Source organism: Paraburkholderia azotifigens (assembly GCF_007995085.1).
Taxonomy (GTDB): Bacteria; Pseudomonadota; Gammaproteobacteria; order Burkholderiales; family Burkholderiaceae; genus Paraburkholderia; species Paraburkholderia azotifigens.
The window spans coordinates 2525819-2544097 of sequence record NZ_VOQS01000005.1; the positions used below are offsets into that span (position 1 = coordinate 2525819).

At 57.3% G+C, this 18279-nt stretch carries 13 protein-coding genes; 7 read left to right on the forward strand and 6 right to left on the reverse strand.

What is annotated here, in order from left to right; all coding sequences use genetic code 11:
* Nucleotides 1–125 precede the first annotated feature (125 nt).
* The gene (locus FRZ40_RS43370; protein ID WP_147233640.1) at nt 126–932 is read right to left on the reverse strand and encodes an IS5 family transposase; all 807 of its coding nucleotides are present in this window, start codon (nt 930–932) and stop codon (nt 126–128) included.
* Nucleotides 933–1000: 68 nt separating this feature from the next.
* On the opposite strand from FRZ40_RS43370, the gene tcmP reads away from it, so the two are divergent.
* Together tcmP and FRZ40_RS43380 are read left to right on the forward strand one after the other, a co-directional pair.
* On the forward strand, nt 1001–2191 hold the full coding sequence (tcmP, locus tag FRZ40_RS43375; protein WP_147238380.1) for a three-Cys-motif partner protein TcmP: 1191 nt from the start codon (nt 1001–1003) through the stop codon (nt 2189–2191).
* 256 nt (nt 2192–2447) lie between these two features.
* On the forward strand, nt 2448–3197 hold the full coding sequence (locus FRZ40_RS43380) for a DUF5131 family protein (RefSeq protein WP_147238381.1): 750 nt from the start codon (nt 2448–2450) through the stop codon (nt 3195–3197).
* A 164-nt stretch (nt 3198–3361) separates the two neighbouring features.
* Here FRZ40_RS43380 and FRZ40_RS43385 read toward each other — a convergent pair whose 3' ends face one another.
* Nucleotides 3362–4342: a hypothetical protein gene (locus FRZ40_RS43385; RefSeq protein ID WP_147238382.1), complete on the reverse strand. Its 981-nt coding sequence runs from the start codon at nt 4340–4342 to the stop codon at nt 3362–3364.
* 567 nt (nt 4343–4909) lie between these two features.
* Nucleotides 4910–6061 (reverse strand): caspase family protein, encoded by a 1152-nt coding sequence (locus tag FRZ40_RS43390; RefSeq protein ID WP_158647087.1) that lies wholly within the window; start codon nt 6059–6061, stop codon nt 4910–4912.
* A 92-nt stretch (nt 6062–6153) separates the two neighbouring features.
* On the opposite strand from FRZ40_RS43390, the gene FRZ40_RS43395 reads away from it, so the two are divergent.
* The 3 genes from FRZ40_RS43395 to FRZ40_RS43405 all read left to right on the forward strand — a co-directional run bounded on the left by FRZ40_RS43395 (nt 6154) and on the right by FRZ40_RS43405 (nt 10795).
* Entirely contained in the window at nt 6154–7260 is a 1107-nt protein-coding gene (locus FRZ40_RS43395; protein ID WP_147238384.1) for a ComEC/Rec2 family competence protein, read from the forward strand.
* 629 nt (nt 7261–7889) lie between these two features.
* The gene (locus FRZ40_RS43400) at nt 7890–9203 is read left to right on the forward strand and encodes a hypothetical protein (RefSeq protein ID WP_240057518.1); all 1314 of its coding nucleotides are present in this window, start codon (nt 7890–7892) and stop codon (nt 9201–9203) included.
* A gap of 719 nt (nt 9204–9922) precedes the next feature.
* The gene (locus FRZ40_RS43405; RefSeq protein WP_147238385.1) at nt 9923–10795 is read left to right on the forward strand and encodes an H-NS family nucleoid-associated regulatory protein; all 873 of its coding nucleotides are present in this window, start codon (nt 9923–9925) and stop codon (nt 10793–10795) included.
* Nucleotides 10796–10897: 102 nt separating this feature from the next.
* On the opposite strand, the gene FRZ40_RS43410 is transcribed toward FRZ40_RS43405, so the two are convergent.
* From FRZ40_RS43410 to istA, 3 genes are all read right to left on the reverse strand, one after another.
* Nucleotides 10898–12379 carry a hypothetical protein gene (locus FRZ40_RS43410; protein WP_147238386.1) on the reverse strand — a complete coding sequence of 494 codons (1482 nt, stop codon included), beginning with the start codon at nt 12377–12379 and terminating at the stop codon, nt 10898–10900.
* A 119-nt stretch (nt 12380–12498) separates the two neighbouring features.
* Complete coding sequence (istB, locus tag FRZ40_RS43415; protein ID WP_086916871.1) at nt 12499–13287, reverse strand: IS21-like element helper ATPase IstB; 789 nt, start codon at nt 13285–13287, stop codon at nt 12499–12501.
* A 5-nt stretch (nt 13288–13292) separates the two neighbouring features.
* On the reverse strand, nt 13293–14819 hold the full coding sequence (gene istA / locus FRZ40_RS43420; RefSeq protein WP_205019856.1) for an IS21 family transposase: 1527 nt from the start codon (nt 14817–14819) through the stop codon (nt 13293–13295).
* Between the two features lie 924 nt (nt 14820–15743).
* On the opposite strand from istA, the gene FRZ40_RS43425 reads away from it, so the two are divergent.
* Together FRZ40_RS43425 and FRZ40_RS43430 are read left to right on the forward strand one after the other, a co-directional pair.
* The gene (locus FRZ40_RS43425) at nt 15744–15923 is read left to right on the forward strand and encodes a hypothetical protein (RefSeq protein ID WP_147238387.1); all 180 of its coding nucleotides are present in this window, start codon (nt 15744–15746) and stop codon (nt 15921–15923) included.
* Nucleotides 15924–16165: 242 nt separating this feature from the next.
* Entirely contained in the window at nt 16166–18094 is a 1929-nt protein-coding gene (locus FRZ40_RS43430; protein WP_240057519.1) for a sigma-54-dependent Fis family transcriptional regulator, read from the forward strand.
* Nucleotides 18095–18279 lie beyond the last annotated feature (185 nt).

An 18279-nucleotide genomic window follows, 5' to 3' on the forward strand; every position in this document is an offset into this window, starting at 1 on the left:
CATACTTCGAACTTCCAGGTTTCCGATGGATCGTGCTGTACTACCGGGTCCGACGGAGGCCTGGTGTCTACGTTGTCGAAGTAATATGTCAGTCGGACCTTTAATAAATAAGAATCTAGAGCGTGTTAGGCACTTTTGGTGAGGTTTCCGAAATGGACGAGCATCAGAACGGCAAAGATGACGAAGTGAAGCCCGGCAAGTGTTTCTGGCAAGCGCTCGTAATCGCGCGCGAGTCGACGAAAGCGATTCAACCAGCCGAAGCTGCGCTCTACAACCCAGCGGCGCGGCAACAGGACAAAGCCCTTTTTCGCTTCCGCCAGTTTGATCACTTGAAGCTCAATTCCCTCGTCAAGCGCGGCCTGCGCAGGTTCCTCGCCGGTATATCCCTGATCGGCAAACGCGACTTTCACTGTCTGGCCGGTGGCCTGCTGGACCTGACGCGCAAGCTCGCCGACCTGTGCACGCTCCTGTTCATTGGCTGGTGTTACATGCACAGCAAGCAACTGCCCCAGAGTATCGACGGCCATATGGACCTTGCTGCCTTGTTTGCGCTTGTATCCGTCATAACCGGCTCGCGGCCCGCTCTCGCACGTCGACTGCAGCGTGCGCCCATCGAGAATCACCGCGCTGGGCTGCCCCTGGCGCCCCTGTGCGACTCGTATGATCGAACGCAAATCGCTGACCATGGCCTCGAAACAACCCGCCTGAATCCAGCGTTGCGTTTGCTGATAGACCATCTCCCACGGCGGGAAGTCATTGGGCAACAGGCGCCAGGGTGCACCCGCGCGCACGATCCAGCGAAGCGCGTTGAACATTTCGCGCAGTTCGTATCGACGCTGCGGTGCGTCTTTGTTCATCAAGGTCAAATACGGCGCGGCGAAGTGCCATTCTTCATCCGATACATCCGTTGGGTAGGGGCGGCGTTTGCTCATTCCGCCAGGTTACCAGGTTTGGCAGCAAGTGCCTAACACGCTCTAGAGAGACCTCGAGGCAGAGAACAATGACATTTGTCGTCCCTGCAGAGTACGGTGGCCGCGAACAGGCGCTGGTCAAACATGAGTTACTCAAAAGTTACCTTGAGAAGCTGGTGCTCATCATCGGAATGAGCGCAAAACGGAGCGGCAAGGTTGAAATCTGTTATGTCGACTGTTTTGCCGGCCCTTGGGGCGCGCGAGGGGAAGATCTCGATGGAACGTCCATTTCGCTCTCGCTTAGTCTTCTTGCTGTCACCAAGCTGGCCTTGGAGAAGCAAGGCGTGAAATCCAGGATGAGGGCACTGTACGTGGAGAAGGGGAAGCAAGCCTTTGCCCGGTTATCGACCTACCTTCGGGAGCGCGCACCCTCGTCGGTTGAGCACGATTGCCGCAATGGCGACTTTCTGGATCTTCAGGCGGAAATTCTCGATTGGTGTGGTCCAGATGCGTTCACGTTCTTCTTCGTTGATCCGAAAGGCTGGAAGGAGATCGGGCCAAAGAAAATGGAGCCCCTATTGCGGCGCCCCCGTTCCGAATTTCTGATCAATTTTGCGTTCAACAACATCAATCGTACTGTTTCGATGGATGCGTGGCAGGACGACATGAAGGAATTGCTGGGGGCAACTGTTGAACTCGAGGACATGCTGCCAGCCGACAGGGAAGAAGCGCTCGTCAACGCTTACCGCACGGCCTTGACACGGCGCGTGCCCGCAAAGCATTCGAAGTATCGCGCGCGGACAGCGTATGTCACGGTTCTCGATCCCTTGCAACAGCGGACAAAGTACCACCTTGTATACCTGACAACGCATCCACTGGGCATCGTCAAGTTCATGGAAATTTCGGAACACGTCGATGCAGTTCAAAAGAAGGTGCGAGCGGCCACCCGGTTCGATGCGCGAAGTAAGGAAACCGGCATGCTGGATATGTTTGGTCCTTCTCCTGATGCCGCCGAAGGAGCCCGGGAAAATGGAAGATTGCCGGTCGATGTCGACAACTACTGGCGCACCTATCTCGCCGACGGTGAACGACTGATCGACACAGATGCGTTTGCTGAAATCCTTGAGCAGACCAACTGGTTACCATCGGAGCTGCAAGCGTCACTAGTGAGGCTGCTGAAGGCTGGTGAACTTCGAAACCTTGATGCTAACGCAACTACTCGATACAAGCGGCCGCTGCACTTTGAAGCGAACGAGCGATTGCAGCTGATTAAAGTCTGACGCGTCGGCGCTGTCCGGCGTTGCAATTGTGACCGATATAGTCGACTTCGGCGCTCCATCCGAGGTCGTTGCGTTACAGCGTCAGTCTTGCCATTTAAAACCGGCAGCTACACGGACAAAGCGGGAACGGTTGCCGATCGCGTCACATGCGTAGACCGGTGCTACGGTGCCGCAGCCTCCTGTTCGATGTACGGATTGTGTCGACGACGCGATCCGCAGCGGTACAATTCCGGGTAAAAGAGAATGGAGCTACAAAATGAGCGGCGGACAGAGCAAGATTGAGTGGACAGAGCGGACGTGGAATCCAACCGTTGGCTGCACGAAGCTGTCGCAAGGATGCAAGAACTGCTATGCGGAGGGTATGGCTCATCGGTTGCAGGCGATGGGTACGCCCGGCTACGAAAACGGCTTCCACCTGACGCTGCTGGAGAACCGGCTGGACGAGCCTTTGAACAGAGCAAAGCCGACGGTCTACTTCGTCAACTCCATGTCTGACCTTTTTCATCAGTCGGTGCCAGATTTGTACATCACGCGGGTTTTTGACACGATACGGGCGTGTCCTCAACACACCTTCCAGATACTCACGAAGCGCGCGGAGCGGCTCGCAAGTTACTGTGGGCGTAATGATATTCCGACCAACGCCTGGCTGGGGGTGTCTGTGGAAGACAAGCGGCATGGCGTCCCACGTATTGACCATTTGCGCCAGGTGCAAGCCGGTATCCGCTTTCTTTCGGTCGAGCCGTTACTCGAGGACCTTGGGAAACTGGACCTGCGCAACATTGACTGGGTTATAGTAGGCGGTGAGTCGGGACCCAAGGCGCGTCCGATGAAGTCCGGATGGGTCGAACGGGTGAAGGTTCAGTGTGAGAAGCAAGGTGTCCTCTTCTTTTTCAAGCAGTGGGGCGGCTGGGGCGCTGACGGCGTCCGACGTTCCAAGAAAGCTAACGGTCGACTGTTTGATGGTCAGACTTGGGACGCGATGCCGGACCCGATGGCTTTGGCATAGAGCGGTCGTTCAGGCGAGGATGATTTGGCGAGAGTGCTTAACGCGCTCGGGCTGATACTCTCTAGAACCAATCCGAGCGGTGTTGATCCGGCGTGACGATCGGTACTCTTTCAGGGGCAGGTGTTTCCAGCGGCCAGACATCACATGAAAATGCGATGATGCGTTCAAGCTATAGTGAGCACGTTGAATAATTGCGAACTCTGCACGCATAGACCAAACAGGCGGGCCGCCGCCGCTGCTTTGCGGATTTCGCTCGCAAGCGCACCAACCGCTAGTTTTGGACGCCCGTCCATCGTGTCAAGCACCACCTCTTGGGACCATGATTCAAGCTCATACGACAGGATCTCCAGATTGTCGACCAGAAGCCTCGATCCCATCGAATAGATTGGTAGTCCTCCGTTCATAGACAAATCTAACAACGACCATGCAGCATGCAACCGCTGAGCGTCGGTCAGGTCGTTGTGGTAAGCCAAAGATCCCATCAACTTGCGCCTTTGCAGATAGATGGTGGCAAGCAGAATCTGCGTGTCCGGTATGCCCGGATGTTGGGTCGCCAGGTTCTGGATCCAGGCAGCCCAACCCTCGTAGGGGATGGCCTGTGCATCTGAATGGACGATGACGTATCCCGCAATGATCGCCGCGTATGGGTTCGTGATCTCCGATGCAAAGATTTCCGGGCGACCTTCCAGGAGCTTCAGTGCTCTGTGCATATCACCTTGCATGAAGTAGCCGACGATCGATTGGAGAATTCCGTCGGTCAATCGGAGCCTGAGATTCCAATTTCCCGTCTGGTAATTCCATCTATCGTCTATCTCTGCGACGACGCTGCTTCGGTCCCAGCTAAGCGGCACAAGAGCCAGTTGCTCTATGCCCTGTTCGCCTCTAGCGACGATGTAGCGTTGTCGATACCACTTTAGCCGCTTGAGTCGCGCCCCCTGCCGATGTAGCAAGGGCCATAAAGCGTCGTGCGATCGCGCACTGAGCAAGCCAGATCGCAATGATTCGTCGACTGATTGCATTCTGACGATATCGTCCGTTTGGGGAACCAGGAATGAGTTAGCCCAACGTGAAACAGACGCACGATCGGAGAGCGTCTGCCACAGGCGATCTACATCGAACGAGGTGCTTACGACGTCATAGACCATCCGACGCGCCGGGTGTGGGTGACGTCGGGTTTGTATCGTGGGGCCCGTATAGGCGCCGAGAAGGTTTTTCGTGGCAGGCTGTGCCGCGACCTGCAGGAACGACTTCTGGCGGGGGGAATCTGCTGGAACTGATAACCAAGGGCCGTCCGCGTCGCCACAGGAAGCGTTGACGGAAGGGCAGCGGGCGATATTGTCCGTCGGGGCTCCCGGGGGCCCTCGAGCGCAGAAGGCGTCGTGCGAAACGTGTATCGTTGGCTCGGAAGCGAGATATTTGGCCCGGACAACACCACCCTTGCGACACCCGCTGATGGGACATTGACGATCTGAGTGAAGTGGCGGCCGTCCGGCAAAGCTGCGGAAACCCGATAGCGTCCAGCGGTCAACTGCACATCGGTTTCGCCCAGACCTGCGTCCACAAATATAGGCACGTCTGTCAGGACGGGCCGGCCAAAGGTGGACGAGCCCTCGTCCAATAGAGCGATGTCAGCTAAGGCGGTCGTCTGCAAGTCAAAGCGTGCGGTCTCGACGTCGACAGGCGATATCGCAATTTCCAGCTTACTCAATTCGCTACTCCATCGGGATTCTGACTACGGCGATTGGCGGACGAGCATCTTTCGTAACGGTACCCTGGCATGGCGTTGAGAGATTGCACGCGGCATGGAACGTGTAGCTACCAGGAGAGAGATCAAGAATCCAGCGATGATCGGGCTCCGTCGCATATGGTTGCCGCGTCTTGACGTCTATTCCGGACGCGTCTTGGCAGGACAGCGATGCGCCCGCCGAATATTCGTCAGGGTCACAACGGACCACAACAGGTATGCTGAAATCGTCCCCAAACTTGTGCAATGTGAACGTCTTGCCAACGGGTTGGCCAGATTCGGGCTCCTGGTCGACTCCTGTCACTACAGCGAGATACTGCGCCATGGCGTACTGGATGCTTGAAGCCGTCGCCACCATGCCTTCACTACGGGCGTCATAAATCGCTGCGCCTCCCTTCATACTCTGAATGAACGTGGTTGCGAAGACCGAGGGGGCGCCATATAGTACCCATGCTTGCGCACCACCGGCGGTTGCCCACAAAACCGACTGCGAAACCGCCCCGAGATCGTCTGGAGCGCGCCGTGCAACGATTGCGTTCCCGAATTCGGTGAAGTTATTGGTGAACGCTGGTAAAGGCGCTCGACAGGTATCCAGCAAGAATAGTTGGCGATTTGCGGCACACGTCCGCATTCCCCGTTCGAGGCCTTCGTAGTGTATCGCGTGGTCAAAAGGTGCGAGATCGTGGGCTCCGAAATCCGAGCAGAGCAGACTGTGATTCCCTTCCGAATGTCGCATTCCGTGGCCGCAGAAATAGAAGACAAGAAGGTTGTCTGGCGACAGCTGTCCGAGTTTGTACCAACGCTCAATGGCTTTCCGGACGTTGCCAAACGTCGGTTGCTCATAATCGGTGGTCGTAACGTCTGCGGCGCCCGCTGCGCGGGACGCGAGAACGTCCACGCTCTTGACAGTGAATCCTCGGTTACGGAGGTTGCCATTGGCAAACCATTCACCTAACAGTTTGCAAGAATGAGTCGGTGCATCCAGCACGCTAAAGCCCGCGCCTAGTTCCCTATGCGTACCATCTTCCTCATGCAGGTATTCGTATCTATCGACACCAATTAGCAGGATGTGAATTCCGGGTGTAGTGTCCCCGGTCGGTGGTTCGACAATATAGGTCATTATTCGAGAAGCCATTGTGAGCGGAGTGATAGTCTCACAACGTGGGCTGGATGCCCATAGATGATTTGAATATCGAAACTCACAGGTACTGAATGAGCTTAAAAAATAAGGAAAGCATTTTTCGCCTGCGCGTGCTCGCCGCTGGAAACGGAGATGCGCTCTGGATTGAGTATGGCGATTCCAACACCCCTCAGCATATCCTGGTCGATGCGGGCACCCAAGGTACCTCGACGGCCGTTCGAGCAGAGTTGAGGAAGGTAGCAAAAGCCGACGCGTCGACGAGCCACAGGCTACTAGTCATAACCCATGTTGACGAGGATCACATCGGAGGCGCGCTTGCGTTGATGGAGGATCCCGCCATCGCCAGTCAGTTTGATGAGGTCTGGTTTAACGGTTGGAAGCATCTGGAGCAAGCGCCGGGTTTGCGTTCGTTGGGAGCAGTGATGGGAGAGCGCTTGAGCGCAGCTCTCGAAAAGGCGCCCGGTCGATGGAACGCTTCGTTTTCCGACGGTCCGGTTATGCGCAACCTTGATGGAGCGGCGTGCACGAAGCTTTTCGGGGCTGCCACGCTAACAATTCTGTCGCCCAGTGCGGAGGAACTCCGCAAGCTCAAAGGCAAATGGGCGGCGGAGATTATTGCCGCTGGTTTGGTACCGGGAGCCCTGCCGAGGAAAGCGACGCTGGGCCCACCCGGGTTGGTGCCACTGGGCGGGATTGACGTAGACCGCTTGGCCGGCCAGCAGGAGAAGGAGGACACGGCCGAAGCGAACGGGAGTTCCATTGCCATGCTCGTCGAATTTGAAGGAAAGAGGCTTCTTCTCGCCGCCGACGCTCATCCATCCGTGTTACTGGCGGGCATCCGGCAGGTCGCTACCGCGGGCAAGCTCACGGTCGATGTGTTTAAGGTTGCGCACCATGGCAGCGCTAAAAACGTAACCGATGAGCTGCTCCAGGCGCTCGAGGCGAAGGTCTTTGTCTTCTCCTCAAACGGTTCACGTCATCATCATCCTGATGCACAGGCTGTCGCGAAGATCATACGAGCGTACAAGGACCGCGACATAGAACTCGTCTTTAACTATGAAACGCAATATACGCGGGTCTGGAAAGACGCAGCCCTGCAGCGAAAGTGGGGCTACCGGGTTCGATATGGAAACAACGACGAAGGGGTGACCGTCGATCTTCTCGATTGTCCCGCCTGAGAGCGCTTGCGTTGAGCCGATGCCGAGATAGTCGACGCGAGGATGGGTGTGTCTCCCTGATACCGTCGAGGCCGTAGGCAGAACGGTCGCATCACACTACAACCTTTTCAGGAGCTACGTCGGAAGCGAATTTAAATGCTATCAATTATTAAATAGTATAGTTTTATACTAACACTCACGTAGTGCGATCATTGTGGGAGCGTCCTGCACGCGTGGCGAGGAAGAGGCGGCGCCCCACGAATGCCGTTCTCACAATTTTTCGCCTTTATCTTTCCGGTTTTTGAGACTGCAGGGGAACGAAATTCGTTGGACCGAGCGTCCCGTAAACTCAAAGAGTTCCCAACGAATTCGGGCACGCTACAGATGACGGGGGCCGAATAAATTGGATTCGCCGGATTTAAGAGCCGAAATTGTTGGATTTGCCGGAGTGTTAGAGCGACCTGCATCGCGCCTCTGCGAAAGGCTGCGCGCGGGCACTTGCAGTAATTCACCTGTACGCGCAACCGGACATACGGCCGTGGGCTGCTCGTCAGACTGCTGACCTCCGCCACCTTAATGTTAGGCGAACCGCGAATTGTCCTTGGAAGTACGTGCTATTCTTTCAAAACCCTGTTTCAATAATACAAAAAATGTATAAAGGAACGCGCCATTCAGGAAGGACTTGGGGATACAAAGCCGGCTCGATTAGCACGTCGTCGTTTTCGACTGACGGGGAATGCCGGGCCATCGTCGCAAAATGCAAACAGACTTTTACTGATCTGGGCCTGTTGCGCGAAGCGGATTTTGACGAGCTACGGTCCCGGGTGGCCTTCGATGCGACGAAGGCGGTCGGGGCGCGCATTGGCCGCGGAAAGGAACTGCTTGCGAGCATTGGCGTGCCGCAACCTATTATTTTCGCGGTACCGAACTACCTGCTGGTCGCGCCCAAGCTTGGCGCCTTGCTCTCCCTCATGCGACGCGCCGAGACCGGTCGGCTTCCGGTCGAGTTACGGGATCTGCAGAAGCATCTGAAGAACAACGGCGCGCTACTGGATGCGCGAGCGCCTGGCGCCGTACACGCGACGCCCAAAGCTCTCTTCCACGTCGCGAAGGATGGTTCGCGGACGGCCTTCACGCCTACCAGCTCTTTCCAGGCTGAGCGGCTCAAACGACAGAGCGGCGGGAATCAGCCACCCCGCGCGGCTACGATCGCCACTGCGCCACCGAAGCCCGAGGAAACACCCGCACCTGTCGATACGATCTTCCGATGTGACCTCAAACCCACACCAGCCCAGAAGTCCCTCCTCGACACGCTGTTCTCTGGTCCGACTCTTCTCAGATCGCTGCTTTTGAAAGCCGAACGGAAGCCTCAATCTCGGCACGATGCCTCGATGTTCCTCTTGCAACACCATAAGGAACTTCAGCCTTACCTGGTTGCGGGACATCGCGGCGACGCAGTCGATCTGTTGAAGAGTCTCGTTATCCAATGGGCTTCCCGCATCCCTGAGCGGATCGAGCTTAAATTTTCGGGCGACTGCGCTCTCTCAGACTCGAATAAAGTTATCCTGCCCATTCCCCGGCTCGGGGCCGTAACCGTGCGAAACGAAAGCCGGTTGATCGAGGCGCGACACCACTCGCAATATAAACCTGCCTTCGCACTCGCTCACTCCACACACGGCTACCTCATAGAGATCATTTTCCATCGTCCATTCACCGGCGCACCGGCGCCTGCGGCGGTGCGGGCTCGAGAACCTGAAAAGCGCGTTCGACGCGAACCACCGCACAAGCGACCGGCTGAAGAGCGGTTGGAGTTTGGCAAGTTCGTCTCGCTCTTCAGCGCATTGGACCAGCTGCGAGAGAACGAAGCTCGGATCGGGAGACAGTTCGTGAAGCCGGATCTCGCTGCCCTTGAGGGGAGAGCGGTGCAGGGAGGCCTACCGACGCTAGGGAAACGGAGAAAGTAGCCAGCGACCAGCACTGGGTCAGGTGAAACGGGCGGCGCCGAGCTAGGCGGCCGAGATCGGGCCAGTTACGGTTGTTCGACAACCGCGGGTGGATCGCTGACACCCATTAACGGGTCCGGTGTCAAGCGAGCATCTATATGTCGATGAGGCTGGAGCGCGGAACACCGTTTTAAATGGACGTCGCGCAGTTTGGCTTGGCTTGACGGGGACGGAGCCACGATATCGACCGGCGAGATGGCGTCGATGAGATTCACAAACTATTGCAAGCGCCGCCCGAACGCGAGTGCTCGATCGCCAATACATCTTTTTCCGACGGTCCGGTCATCACGCGTGAGTACTCATGGGGTACCTACAAGGTGCCGAGAAGCCATCATCTTGACACCAGTCCTCCTAAGCCTTCGATAGCGGCGCACGGCGTGGAAAAATCTGAAATTCCTTCGGCGAGGCGTTGATAACCCACCTGGAGTAGATGCCCTACTAGTCAAAGTTCTTGATTCGGTAGAACAGTCAACTCTGCTCTAGGTCGTGCGACACCGAGACAAATTGCCATCAAGCACTGGCGCGGCGAAACGTGGCTGATAAGCCGAACAGCCGAATAGCCATGAATTGTTCCGATTGAGCTTATTGGCGATCACTTGACCCAAAAATTAGCGCCGAAAGCTCGCACTCCGCCATTTTTATATGGCATAGTGCGGCCGTTGACATCATAGGGAGGGAATATGGCAACACTCGAAAAACTGCAATCGCAAATCGCGAAACTGCAGGCTCGTGCGAATGAACTGATCTCCAGGCAATCCTCAGTCGGGATCGCGAAGATTCGTGACATCATGGAAAAGCATGGTTTGACTATCGCCGATATAGATGCACATATCGCGGGAAACGAACGGGGCGGTCAGCCACAGCAAAAAGTCAGCGTCGCTTCCACCGCATCGCTTCCCAAATACCGCAATCCAAAAACTGGCGCCACATGGACCGGGCATGGCCGTGCGCCCGCTTGGATTGCTTCGGCGAAGGACCGTAACCGATTTCTGACAGAAAGGGGCGAAGGGGCTGCTCCTACTGGCCCAGCAGCGAAGCGTGTTGGCAATTATCCGACGGGGCCTCAGCCGGCAAAGTATCGCGACCCGAAAACTGGCGCCACCTGGAGCGGTCGCGGTCGTGCACCGGCGTGGCTGGCTGGCGTAAAAGATTTGTCCTCGTTCTTGATTGACGGAAGTCCTGAAACGTCGGAATCGACAACCGCTGGTCCGGCGAAAACTCGCGGCATGAAGAAAGGCGTGAACGCAGCGCGGACACAAGCGATCGGGAAGAAAGCTGCTGCAACAAAGAAGCCTGCTGTGAAAAAGACGGTAGCGAAGGCGGAAATTGCAGCTAAACCGGCGACGAAAAAGGTGTCGGCGACTCCGGTGAAGACAGCCGCGAAGAAAGCGGCTGCGAAGAGGGTGGCGGCACAAAAAGCGGCTGCAAAGGGATCGACCGTCACTCGTAAGGCGGCAAAGAAGGTCGCTGTGAAGAGTGCAGCGAAGGTCGCGGAACCCGCGGTGGAGACGCCGGCGGCCCTTACCGGTGAAACTGCGACGGCGGACGCGTAACCTCCAATCCAGCGCAGCCAAATCGGGTGCGAGTATCAGGGCGGGTCTCGGTCCGCCCGGATATCGAGCGTCTTGACGGCGCCATATACACCGACAAGATTGCTATGCAGGCCGTGGAGCCTTTCCTGCGCGCGACTGGGCCTCGCGCTTTTGTTCGACATACTGCTGCCTCTGACTGACATCGGACGGAAATAGCGCTTGTACAAGTCGGTCGACGAACTGAAAGAATCTGTCGGAGGCATATCCGGCGACAAAAGCGATCGCTAGCGGAGACACCTCGGTGCCGCCATGAACTAAATCACTAAAAAGGCCGATTGAAATGCCGACGATAACGGATGTTGTGACGTGCGACCGGTTGGCGACTTTTGAATATTCTGGATGGAACAGGCATGCGGCGGTATCGTCCCGCAATTTGCGTAGGATGGCAGCAGTCGCACCAAGCCACGCGTACAAGATAGGCAGGACGAAGCCTGTTGACATTCCAACAAACGTTAAAATGTTGTCGCGTGCGTAATTTGCCGTAGCGCGAATCTGCTGATAGATGGCAATCTTCTGAAATCCCTGTTTCACCGTGTCATCCGGGATTATCATTCTGTGCTTGCTATCAGCCGTGGTGCCGATGTCGAAAAGAGGTAAGTCGACCTCTAGCGCACGGCGAATTGATTCGGTCGTGCACTCCCAACCGGCGACTGGAGGTGCCGCGGGCCAGTTCAAGCTAAATCCGTACTTCATGCCATCAACGAATGTAAAGTCTTGGTTAGCGGCGCTCGCGGCCTCTGCCTTGTCGCAACCATCCGCGTACCGGCTGGATACGATTCCCCAACTTTCTCCCCATGGCTCACCGAATAAGGCGAAAACATGCTTGCCGACAAGATTGGGAACCCAGAAAAATAGCCTGCTAATCGTTCTCGTCCGATCGATGTCTGAATAGAGTTGCCGGTTATTCGTGGCAAATTTCTGTAACGTTTCCTTTATCGCGACGGCTTCCGGTGAATTTTGCATTTGCGACAGCACGTCAGGAGACGGATGTTCGTTGGCTTTCGCGAGCGCAGCGGAATACGCTTGCAACTGATTGTGCATTATCAAGGCGATCGGATCGTTTTTCTGAATCCCGTCATGAACATCTTCGGATATCTGCTTGATTACGAATAGCAGACACGACAATACCAACACGAAGAAGGTGAGTGCCGCTGCAGAGACTGAGTAGTTCCTGATCGCTATCCGCGCGCCTTTACGCGCGTCCGCACCTACAGTTTCGCCCGATACAGGCTCAATCGCCTGCGAAATTCGGCTCATCGCGTCATAGAACGGTACTTCTACCGACGCACACCATCGGAATGCTGTCTGTGCCTCTCGCGCAACGGAGAGTGCTTCAATGTCGGAGCTTGAAACAGGTTTCCCTGCGAGTCTTGCGTAAGACAACGCATCGGCGCAGTGCCGGAGGTCATCAGCAACCTTCGCGCTTGGAAAAACAGTGTGCGCTACGATGTATGGCATCGCGCGATAGAATGCAGACTCCGTTGTTGCGCTGACTTTGTTAGCCTGTATTTGTGCGCGAGCGTTTTTGACGGCGCGAAGCTTCAATCTGGGAATTCGCACGCCGGCGCGTGCCGCGAGTTGTCACGGATCGGCGTAAAGGCGCCGGGGATGATCGCCGTAATGGCGCCAGTTGGAAGTGGTGTTAAACGCGGATTCGAACGGCCTCAAGAATGCGGTTTTTTACTGGATTTTGCAACGGCAACTTCGCCGTTTTCAGGCATCGGTTTGGGCTTGCGGAAGCTCTCGCCCTCGATGACGATGCGATAGGCACCGTGGCGTAGGCGGTCAAGTGTCGCGGCGCCGAGGACCCGGTTGTCGGGGAAGGCATCGCCCCATTCGCTGAGGTCGAGATTGGATGTCAGGATGGTAGCCGCCCGCTCATACCTGGCCGCCACCAGGTCGTGGAAGTCTTCGTCGTGTGGCGCGCGCAGAGGTTTGAGCGCGAAGTCGTCAACGATCAGCAACGGCACGCGCACGAACTGCTGGAACTTGCGTTCGTAGAGGCCCGTGGCGCGAGCCGCATGCAGTTTCCTGATCAGATCGGTTTGCGTGACGAACAGCACGTCACGCCCCTGACGTGCAGCGCAGTGGCCCAGTGCCTGGGCAATGTGGGACTTGCCGACGCCGGTTTGACCGACCATCAGGATGGCCACCTTCTCGTCGATGTAACGACCGGTGGCGAGATCGTGGATGTGCGCGCGGTTGAGCTTCGGCAGCCGATCGAAGTTGAAGGTCTCCAGTGTCTTGCCTAGCCCGAAGCCGGCGCGCACGAGACGCGCGCCGAGCTTCTTCTGGTCCCGCCGCGCGACTTCATCATGCAGAAGCATGGCGAGGAATTCCGTGTAGGCGAGCTGTCCGTCGATTGCCTGACGGTTGCGCTGCTCGAGCGAGTCGAGCACGCCCGACAGGCGCAGCTGCTTGAGGATCGTATTTAGTTCGGGACTGGGATTCATGATGTTCAATGCAGGAGAAGGGAGTGGAGGTCACGACCGAAGCGGCCGCCGTTCAGATAGGTGTCAGCAGGCGCCGTTGACGTTTGCGCCGCTGCTGCGGCGGACTGGCTGTCCAGTCCCTTGTCGAGGATGGTCTTGACGGTGCGGTACTTCGGGCTCGCGAATGCAAGCGCACGCTCGCACGCGGCGTCCAGCCGCTGATCGCCGAACTTCTCGCGCATACGGACGATGCCCTGCGCGCCACGCAGGTTCACCAGCACCGTGTCGTTGAACATCGCGAGAACCAGCGCGTGACAGGATGGCCCGATCTCCTTGGCACGAGCCAGGCACCACTGCGGATCGTGTTCGAGCCACGCCTGCGCCGCCGGCGGCTGGTGGTCTCGCACCGTGTGGCGCTCACCTGCCTTGCGCAGTCGCGGATGGGTTGCGATGAGTTCGTGCTGGTGGAACAGTTGTACAACCGTATCGGTCGATTTGAGCCAGAGGCTCTTGCCAACCAGCGTGAACGGCACGGAGTACAGCGCCTTCTTGTAGACGACGTGTCCGTCCGTATGCACCTTGACTTCGCTCCATACAGCCAGCACCGGCGCAACGTCAGGCAGCGTCGTGAGCAGCGGCTTCTCGATGGCAAAGCGCGCCAGCGGCTGCTCGCGCGTCGTGCCATGTTCGCGCGTGCTGGCCTGCTGCATTATCCATTCGCGCAATTGCCGGTTGGCATCGGTCAGGTCGCGGAACGTGCGCAGTGGCACAAAGGATTTCTTGACATACTTGACGCCCGACTCAACGATTCCCTTCTTCTGTGGGTCGTGCGGTGGACATGCGTCGATCCGGAAGCCGTATCCCTCAGCGAGCGCGGCGTACGAGCGCTGGACCTCTGGGCTGTACATGCAGGCTCTGGTGATTGCACACTTCGCGTTGTCGATGATGACGCGACCCGGGCAGCCACCGAGCCACTCGAAGGCGCGACGGTGACACGCCAGCCATGTCTCGACGGTCTGGTCGAGCACGAGCTCGACATACTGGTGCCGCGACCAGCAGAGGGTCATGACGAAGAACCACGTCTTGATCTGCGCGCCCGATTCATGTGCCAGTACCGGCCCGGAGCCGAAGTCGACCTGTGCGGCCTCCGCTGGCGCAAACTCAAGGATCGTTGTGGCCGGCACGCCGCGTTCGGCCCTCAGGCCCAGCAGGATACGGCGCACCGCCGAGTAGCTGCCGGCGTAGCCATGGTTGCGTTTCAGCGCGTGGTGGATCGTAGTGCCCTGGACGCCGGCGTCATGCCAGTCACGGATCTGCTCACGAAACGGTTCGAGCGTGGACACACATGTGCTCGGCAAGTGCGGAGTGCGACCGAACACGCCGGCGATCACGGTATCGTCAGGCAACGGCTGCCCGGGATTCAGCCAGCCGCGCTCGCCGGCCATACGACGAACAGCGGTCAACTTCTTGCGACCCATCAGGCCGCTACGCGCGATGTCGCGATCGGAATCGCCTTGCCGCATGCGGACAAGGACTTGACGGTACTCAAACAATTCGAACCTCCGGTTGGTCATGGACACTCCGTTCAGAAAGAACGGAGCGTACCCATCTGGAAAGTTCGAATCGCGTTCAACACCCGGCGCCGGTGGCGCCTATACGCCGATCATCGACTGGCTCCTTTACGCCGGTCACGGACTGGCGCCATAACGCCGATCCTACGCTGGCGCCTATGCGCCGATCATCCGGTGGCGCCAATACGCCGATCCCGGAATGGCTCGATAACGCCGGTCAGTGACACGAGTGAAATACAAATCTCACAGCGACCAACGTCTTTTCTTAGGTTGGCTAAGTTAACGTCGTCGTTCGGCGTGTCTCCATCATGCCCGGTTACACTAGATGAAGTGCTCATAGGGACCTCCTTCACGAATCAGAGGGTCACCGTTTGGAAGGGGCGACCGAGAGTCTGCGAAAACAATACGGTGTATGTTGACATCGTCTGCCGTATTTTGCTTTCGCAATCAATATGTTTGTTTTCGCTATCCGGGTCGCTCGAACGGGACACAGCAGGTTGACAAAGATAGAGCGGAAAGGCGCATCTTAAGTCGCACCAAAGGCGCAATATCGTTCAAGTGGACAACTTTTGGCGCGTCTGGGTTGGCGCCGCTCGAAGGGTTCCGGCGATCGACGCTTAACTCGGAGATTTCGAATTGCTAGGATCGCAAGACGCGCCATTGCCAATTCATCGGCTCTCCGACGATATCGAGTCTAGATTCACGGATATCGGTGCACCATATGTCGTTTGACATAGTTGGCTGGCTTGTCGGCGTGGCATTAATCGGCGATGGGCGTATCCTCATCTGCCATATTTTTAGAACAGCGGGCGTTCATACTCCTATGCGGTTTTTCGCAGGTTACGTTACGATCCGCTGGTGGGTGGAGACACCGGGATCGCTCGACGCAGTGCAACCGGATTCGGGATGGATCTGTGTCTCGCGGGGAAGGACGCAGCGGATGCGGATTTTCCGGCACAGGGGAAATTTCGGCTGATTAGCGATTTCAAGCTGCGCATTAACTGCTTTGGTGTGTATTCTGAAAAGATGCCGTCGGGCGGTGACATTGTCTCCGAGATTTCGCCGATTTATAACAGCTGCCGCTAAGTGCAACATAGAGGTGCCGACACGGCTCACGGACTTTATCGGGGTAGCGCGGCGTAGTGCGTTGGTGCTGCCCTCTGCTGAAGCGGATGCCCCGACTATCTGGAAACTCGGCAGTCGTGTCCCAGGCACGGTAGATGCTAGCCGGCCTGCCGATTGGGTGATAGACGAGTGCTCATGGAAAAGACAGGTACACCAATGGACTGGTTTGCGAGCCCAGCGACCGACACCAGCGTCGAGGCCGCATGGGAGTGTCTGATCAAGGGGGGAACGCGTCGACGGATGCGTTACGCAGAATCGTAGACGAGTCCTGGCACCGATGCCTGGACGGCCGCGTCGACCCAGATACGATGTGTGCGCCGGCGCCGCTTGAAGAAGGGCCGCTCTTCGACTTGCGCATCAGGAATGACCAACTGATGCATGCGAGCGTACCGTTTATCCATCAGACAGACGAGTTCCTTTCGCAAACAGGGACCATCCTGCTGCTTGCGGATCCAAACGGAATGATTCTCGAGCACGCCGGCGATGCACGCCTTCTCGAACCGGCGCGCGAGGTCCACCTGATTCCGGGCTGCACCTGGAACGAACTCAGTTCGGGCACGAACGCGATCGGCACGACGCTGGCCGTGCGGCAGCCTGTGCAGATTCACGGATCCGAACATTTCTGCGCGGGGATCAAACGGTGGACGTGTTCTGCGACAGTAATTCGTGATCCCGTTGACGGTTCGATACTCGGCGTTCTCGACGTATCGGGACTTGCCCGAACCTATAACCGCCACAGTCTCGCGTTCATTGTCTCAATGGCAGGGCGCATTGAGGGCAGCCTCAGCAAGTTCGCCATGGAACGACGACTGCGGCTGATCGAGCGTTGCTGGGCTTATTGCTCGGGACGCACGGACGGCGTGATCGTCGCGGACGATCGGGGGCGCCTCGTCAGGGCGAATCCGCAAGCCTCGGGCGCATTTGCTCGGCTAGGGATGTCGGGCACGCTGGAAAACGCTTTCCCCGTCCCTGAGATCGCGCGTATCGCCGCAGGCGCGACCTCGCCGCGAGATGCGGCGTGGCTGCACCTCGCGCGAATTGAAACGGTCTCGGAAGGCAGCGAAATACTCGGCTTTATGCTGATTGCGCCGGCCGTCGCACGGCGCGCCGCCTCACTGTCATATTCGATACCAAACGCATCAACGCGTGTGCCGGCGTTCTCCCGCCTTATCGGGTCCAGCGCCGCACTTCGTATGACGATTCATAAAGCAACGCAACTTGCAAGAGCATCCGTCCCTGTGTTGCTCATCGGCGAATCGGGCGTCGGCAAAGAGTTGTTTGCGCAGGGTATACACGACGCGAGCGACAGGGCCGACGGTCCATTCATCGCGCTGAATTGCGGTGGCATGTCCCGCGACCTTCTGGCAAGTGAACTGTTTGGGTACGCGGAAGGGGCGTTTACTGGCGCGTGCAAATCCGGCATGACAGGGAAAATCGAAGCTGCGGATCATGGCACCTTGTTTCTTGACGAAATAGGAGAAATGCCTCTCGACATCCAGCCATTTCTACTGCGTGTTCTGGAAGAAGGCGAGATATATCGACTAGGCGAGAATAAAGCACGAAGGGTCGACTTCCGCCTTATAGCCGCGACGAACCGTAATCTGCGTGCGGATGTCGCAAATGGCAAATTCCGCATGGATTTATACTACCGGCTCGCAGTAACGCATATTGCGATCCCGCCGCTGCGCGACCGCAAGGATGACCTGGAAGAACTGATCGAACATTGGCTACGCCTCTTGCTCGAGAGGTACGGCCTTGCGGGCGTCGTGTTCGACGATGCGGCACGTGCCTGCCTGCTGAACTATTCATGGCCCGGCAACGTGCGCGAACTGCGCAATGCGATTGAGTGTGCGGTGCTCATGAGCAGGGATGGTGTGATCACCGTGAGCGAGCTTCCGCTAGAAGTACGCGCTTGCCCGGCTGTTCACGGGAACGTCTCGCCGATATCTACGCGCAGCGTTGAGTCTGCTCAACAGAAGGTGGTTTCGCTCGAAATGGTAGAAGCAGAGGCAATCCGAAAGGCGATCCAGCAAAGCGAAGGCAACCTCACCCGGGCGGCAGCTCAGCTTGGGATCGCAAAAAGCACCCTCTATTTGAAAATGAACAGGTACTCTTTGAAGCGCGAGCCGTAACGAGACGGAGCAGGATTCGATGAGGTTTAAGTTCTGTTCATTGACGAGCCGAGAAGCCAACGGTCACGTTCTGCTCGCCAAGCCCCCAACGATAGCTCGCGGACCGTCAAACGGCGAGTCCGGCGCTGACACGGCGCTAGCTCCGCGTGTCATTCTCTCTTCCGTCATGGTCGCAGCTAGCACCC

Excerpts from the sequence above, each read along its gene's own strand:
- FRZ40_RS43370 (WP_147233640.1), bottom strand. The coding sequence starts at position 932 with ATGAGCAAACGCCGCCCCTACCCAACGGATGTATCGGATGAAGAATGG.
- tcmP (WP_147238380.1), top strand. The coding sequence starts at position 1,001 with ATGACATTTGTCGTCCCTGCAGAGTACGGTGGCCGCGAACAGGCGCTG.
- FRZ40_RS43380 (WP_147238381.1), top strand. The coding sequence starts at position 2,448 with ATGAGCGGCGGACAGAGCAAGATTGAGTGGACAGAGCGGACGTGGAAT.
- FRZ40_RS43385 (WP_147238382.1), bottom strand. The coding sequence starts at position 4,342 with ATGGTCTATGACGTCGTAAGCACCTCGTTCGATGTAGATCGCCTGTGG.
- FRZ40_RS43390 (WP_158647087.1), bottom strand. The coding sequence starts at position 6,061 with ATGACCTATATTGTCGAACCACCGACCGGGGACACTACACCCGGAATT.
- FRZ40_RS43395 (WP_147238384.1), top strand. The coding sequence starts at position 6,154 with ATGAGCTTAAAAAATAAGGAAAGCATTTTTCGCCTGCGCGTGCTCGCC.
- FRZ40_RS43400 (WP_240057518.1), top strand. The coding sequence starts at position 7,890 with ATGTATAAAGGAACGCGCCATTCAGGAAGGACTTGGGGATACAAAGCC.
- FRZ40_RS43405 (WP_147238385.1), top strand. The coding sequence starts at position 9,923 with ATGGCAACACTCGAAAAACTGCAATCGCAAATCGCGAAACTGCAGGCT.
- istB (WP_086916871.1), bottom strand. The coding sequence starts at position 13,287 with ATGAATCCCAGTCCCGAACTAAATACGATCCTCAAGCAGCTGCGCCTG.
- FRZ40_RS43425 (WP_147238387.1), top strand. The coding sequence starts at position 15,744 with ATGGATCTGTGTCTCGCGGGGAAGGACGCAGCGGATGCGGATTTTCCG.
- FRZ40_RS43430 (WP_240057519.1), top strand. The coding sequence starts at position 16,166 with ATGGGAGTGTCTGATCAAGGGGGGAACGCGTCGACGGATGCGTTACGC.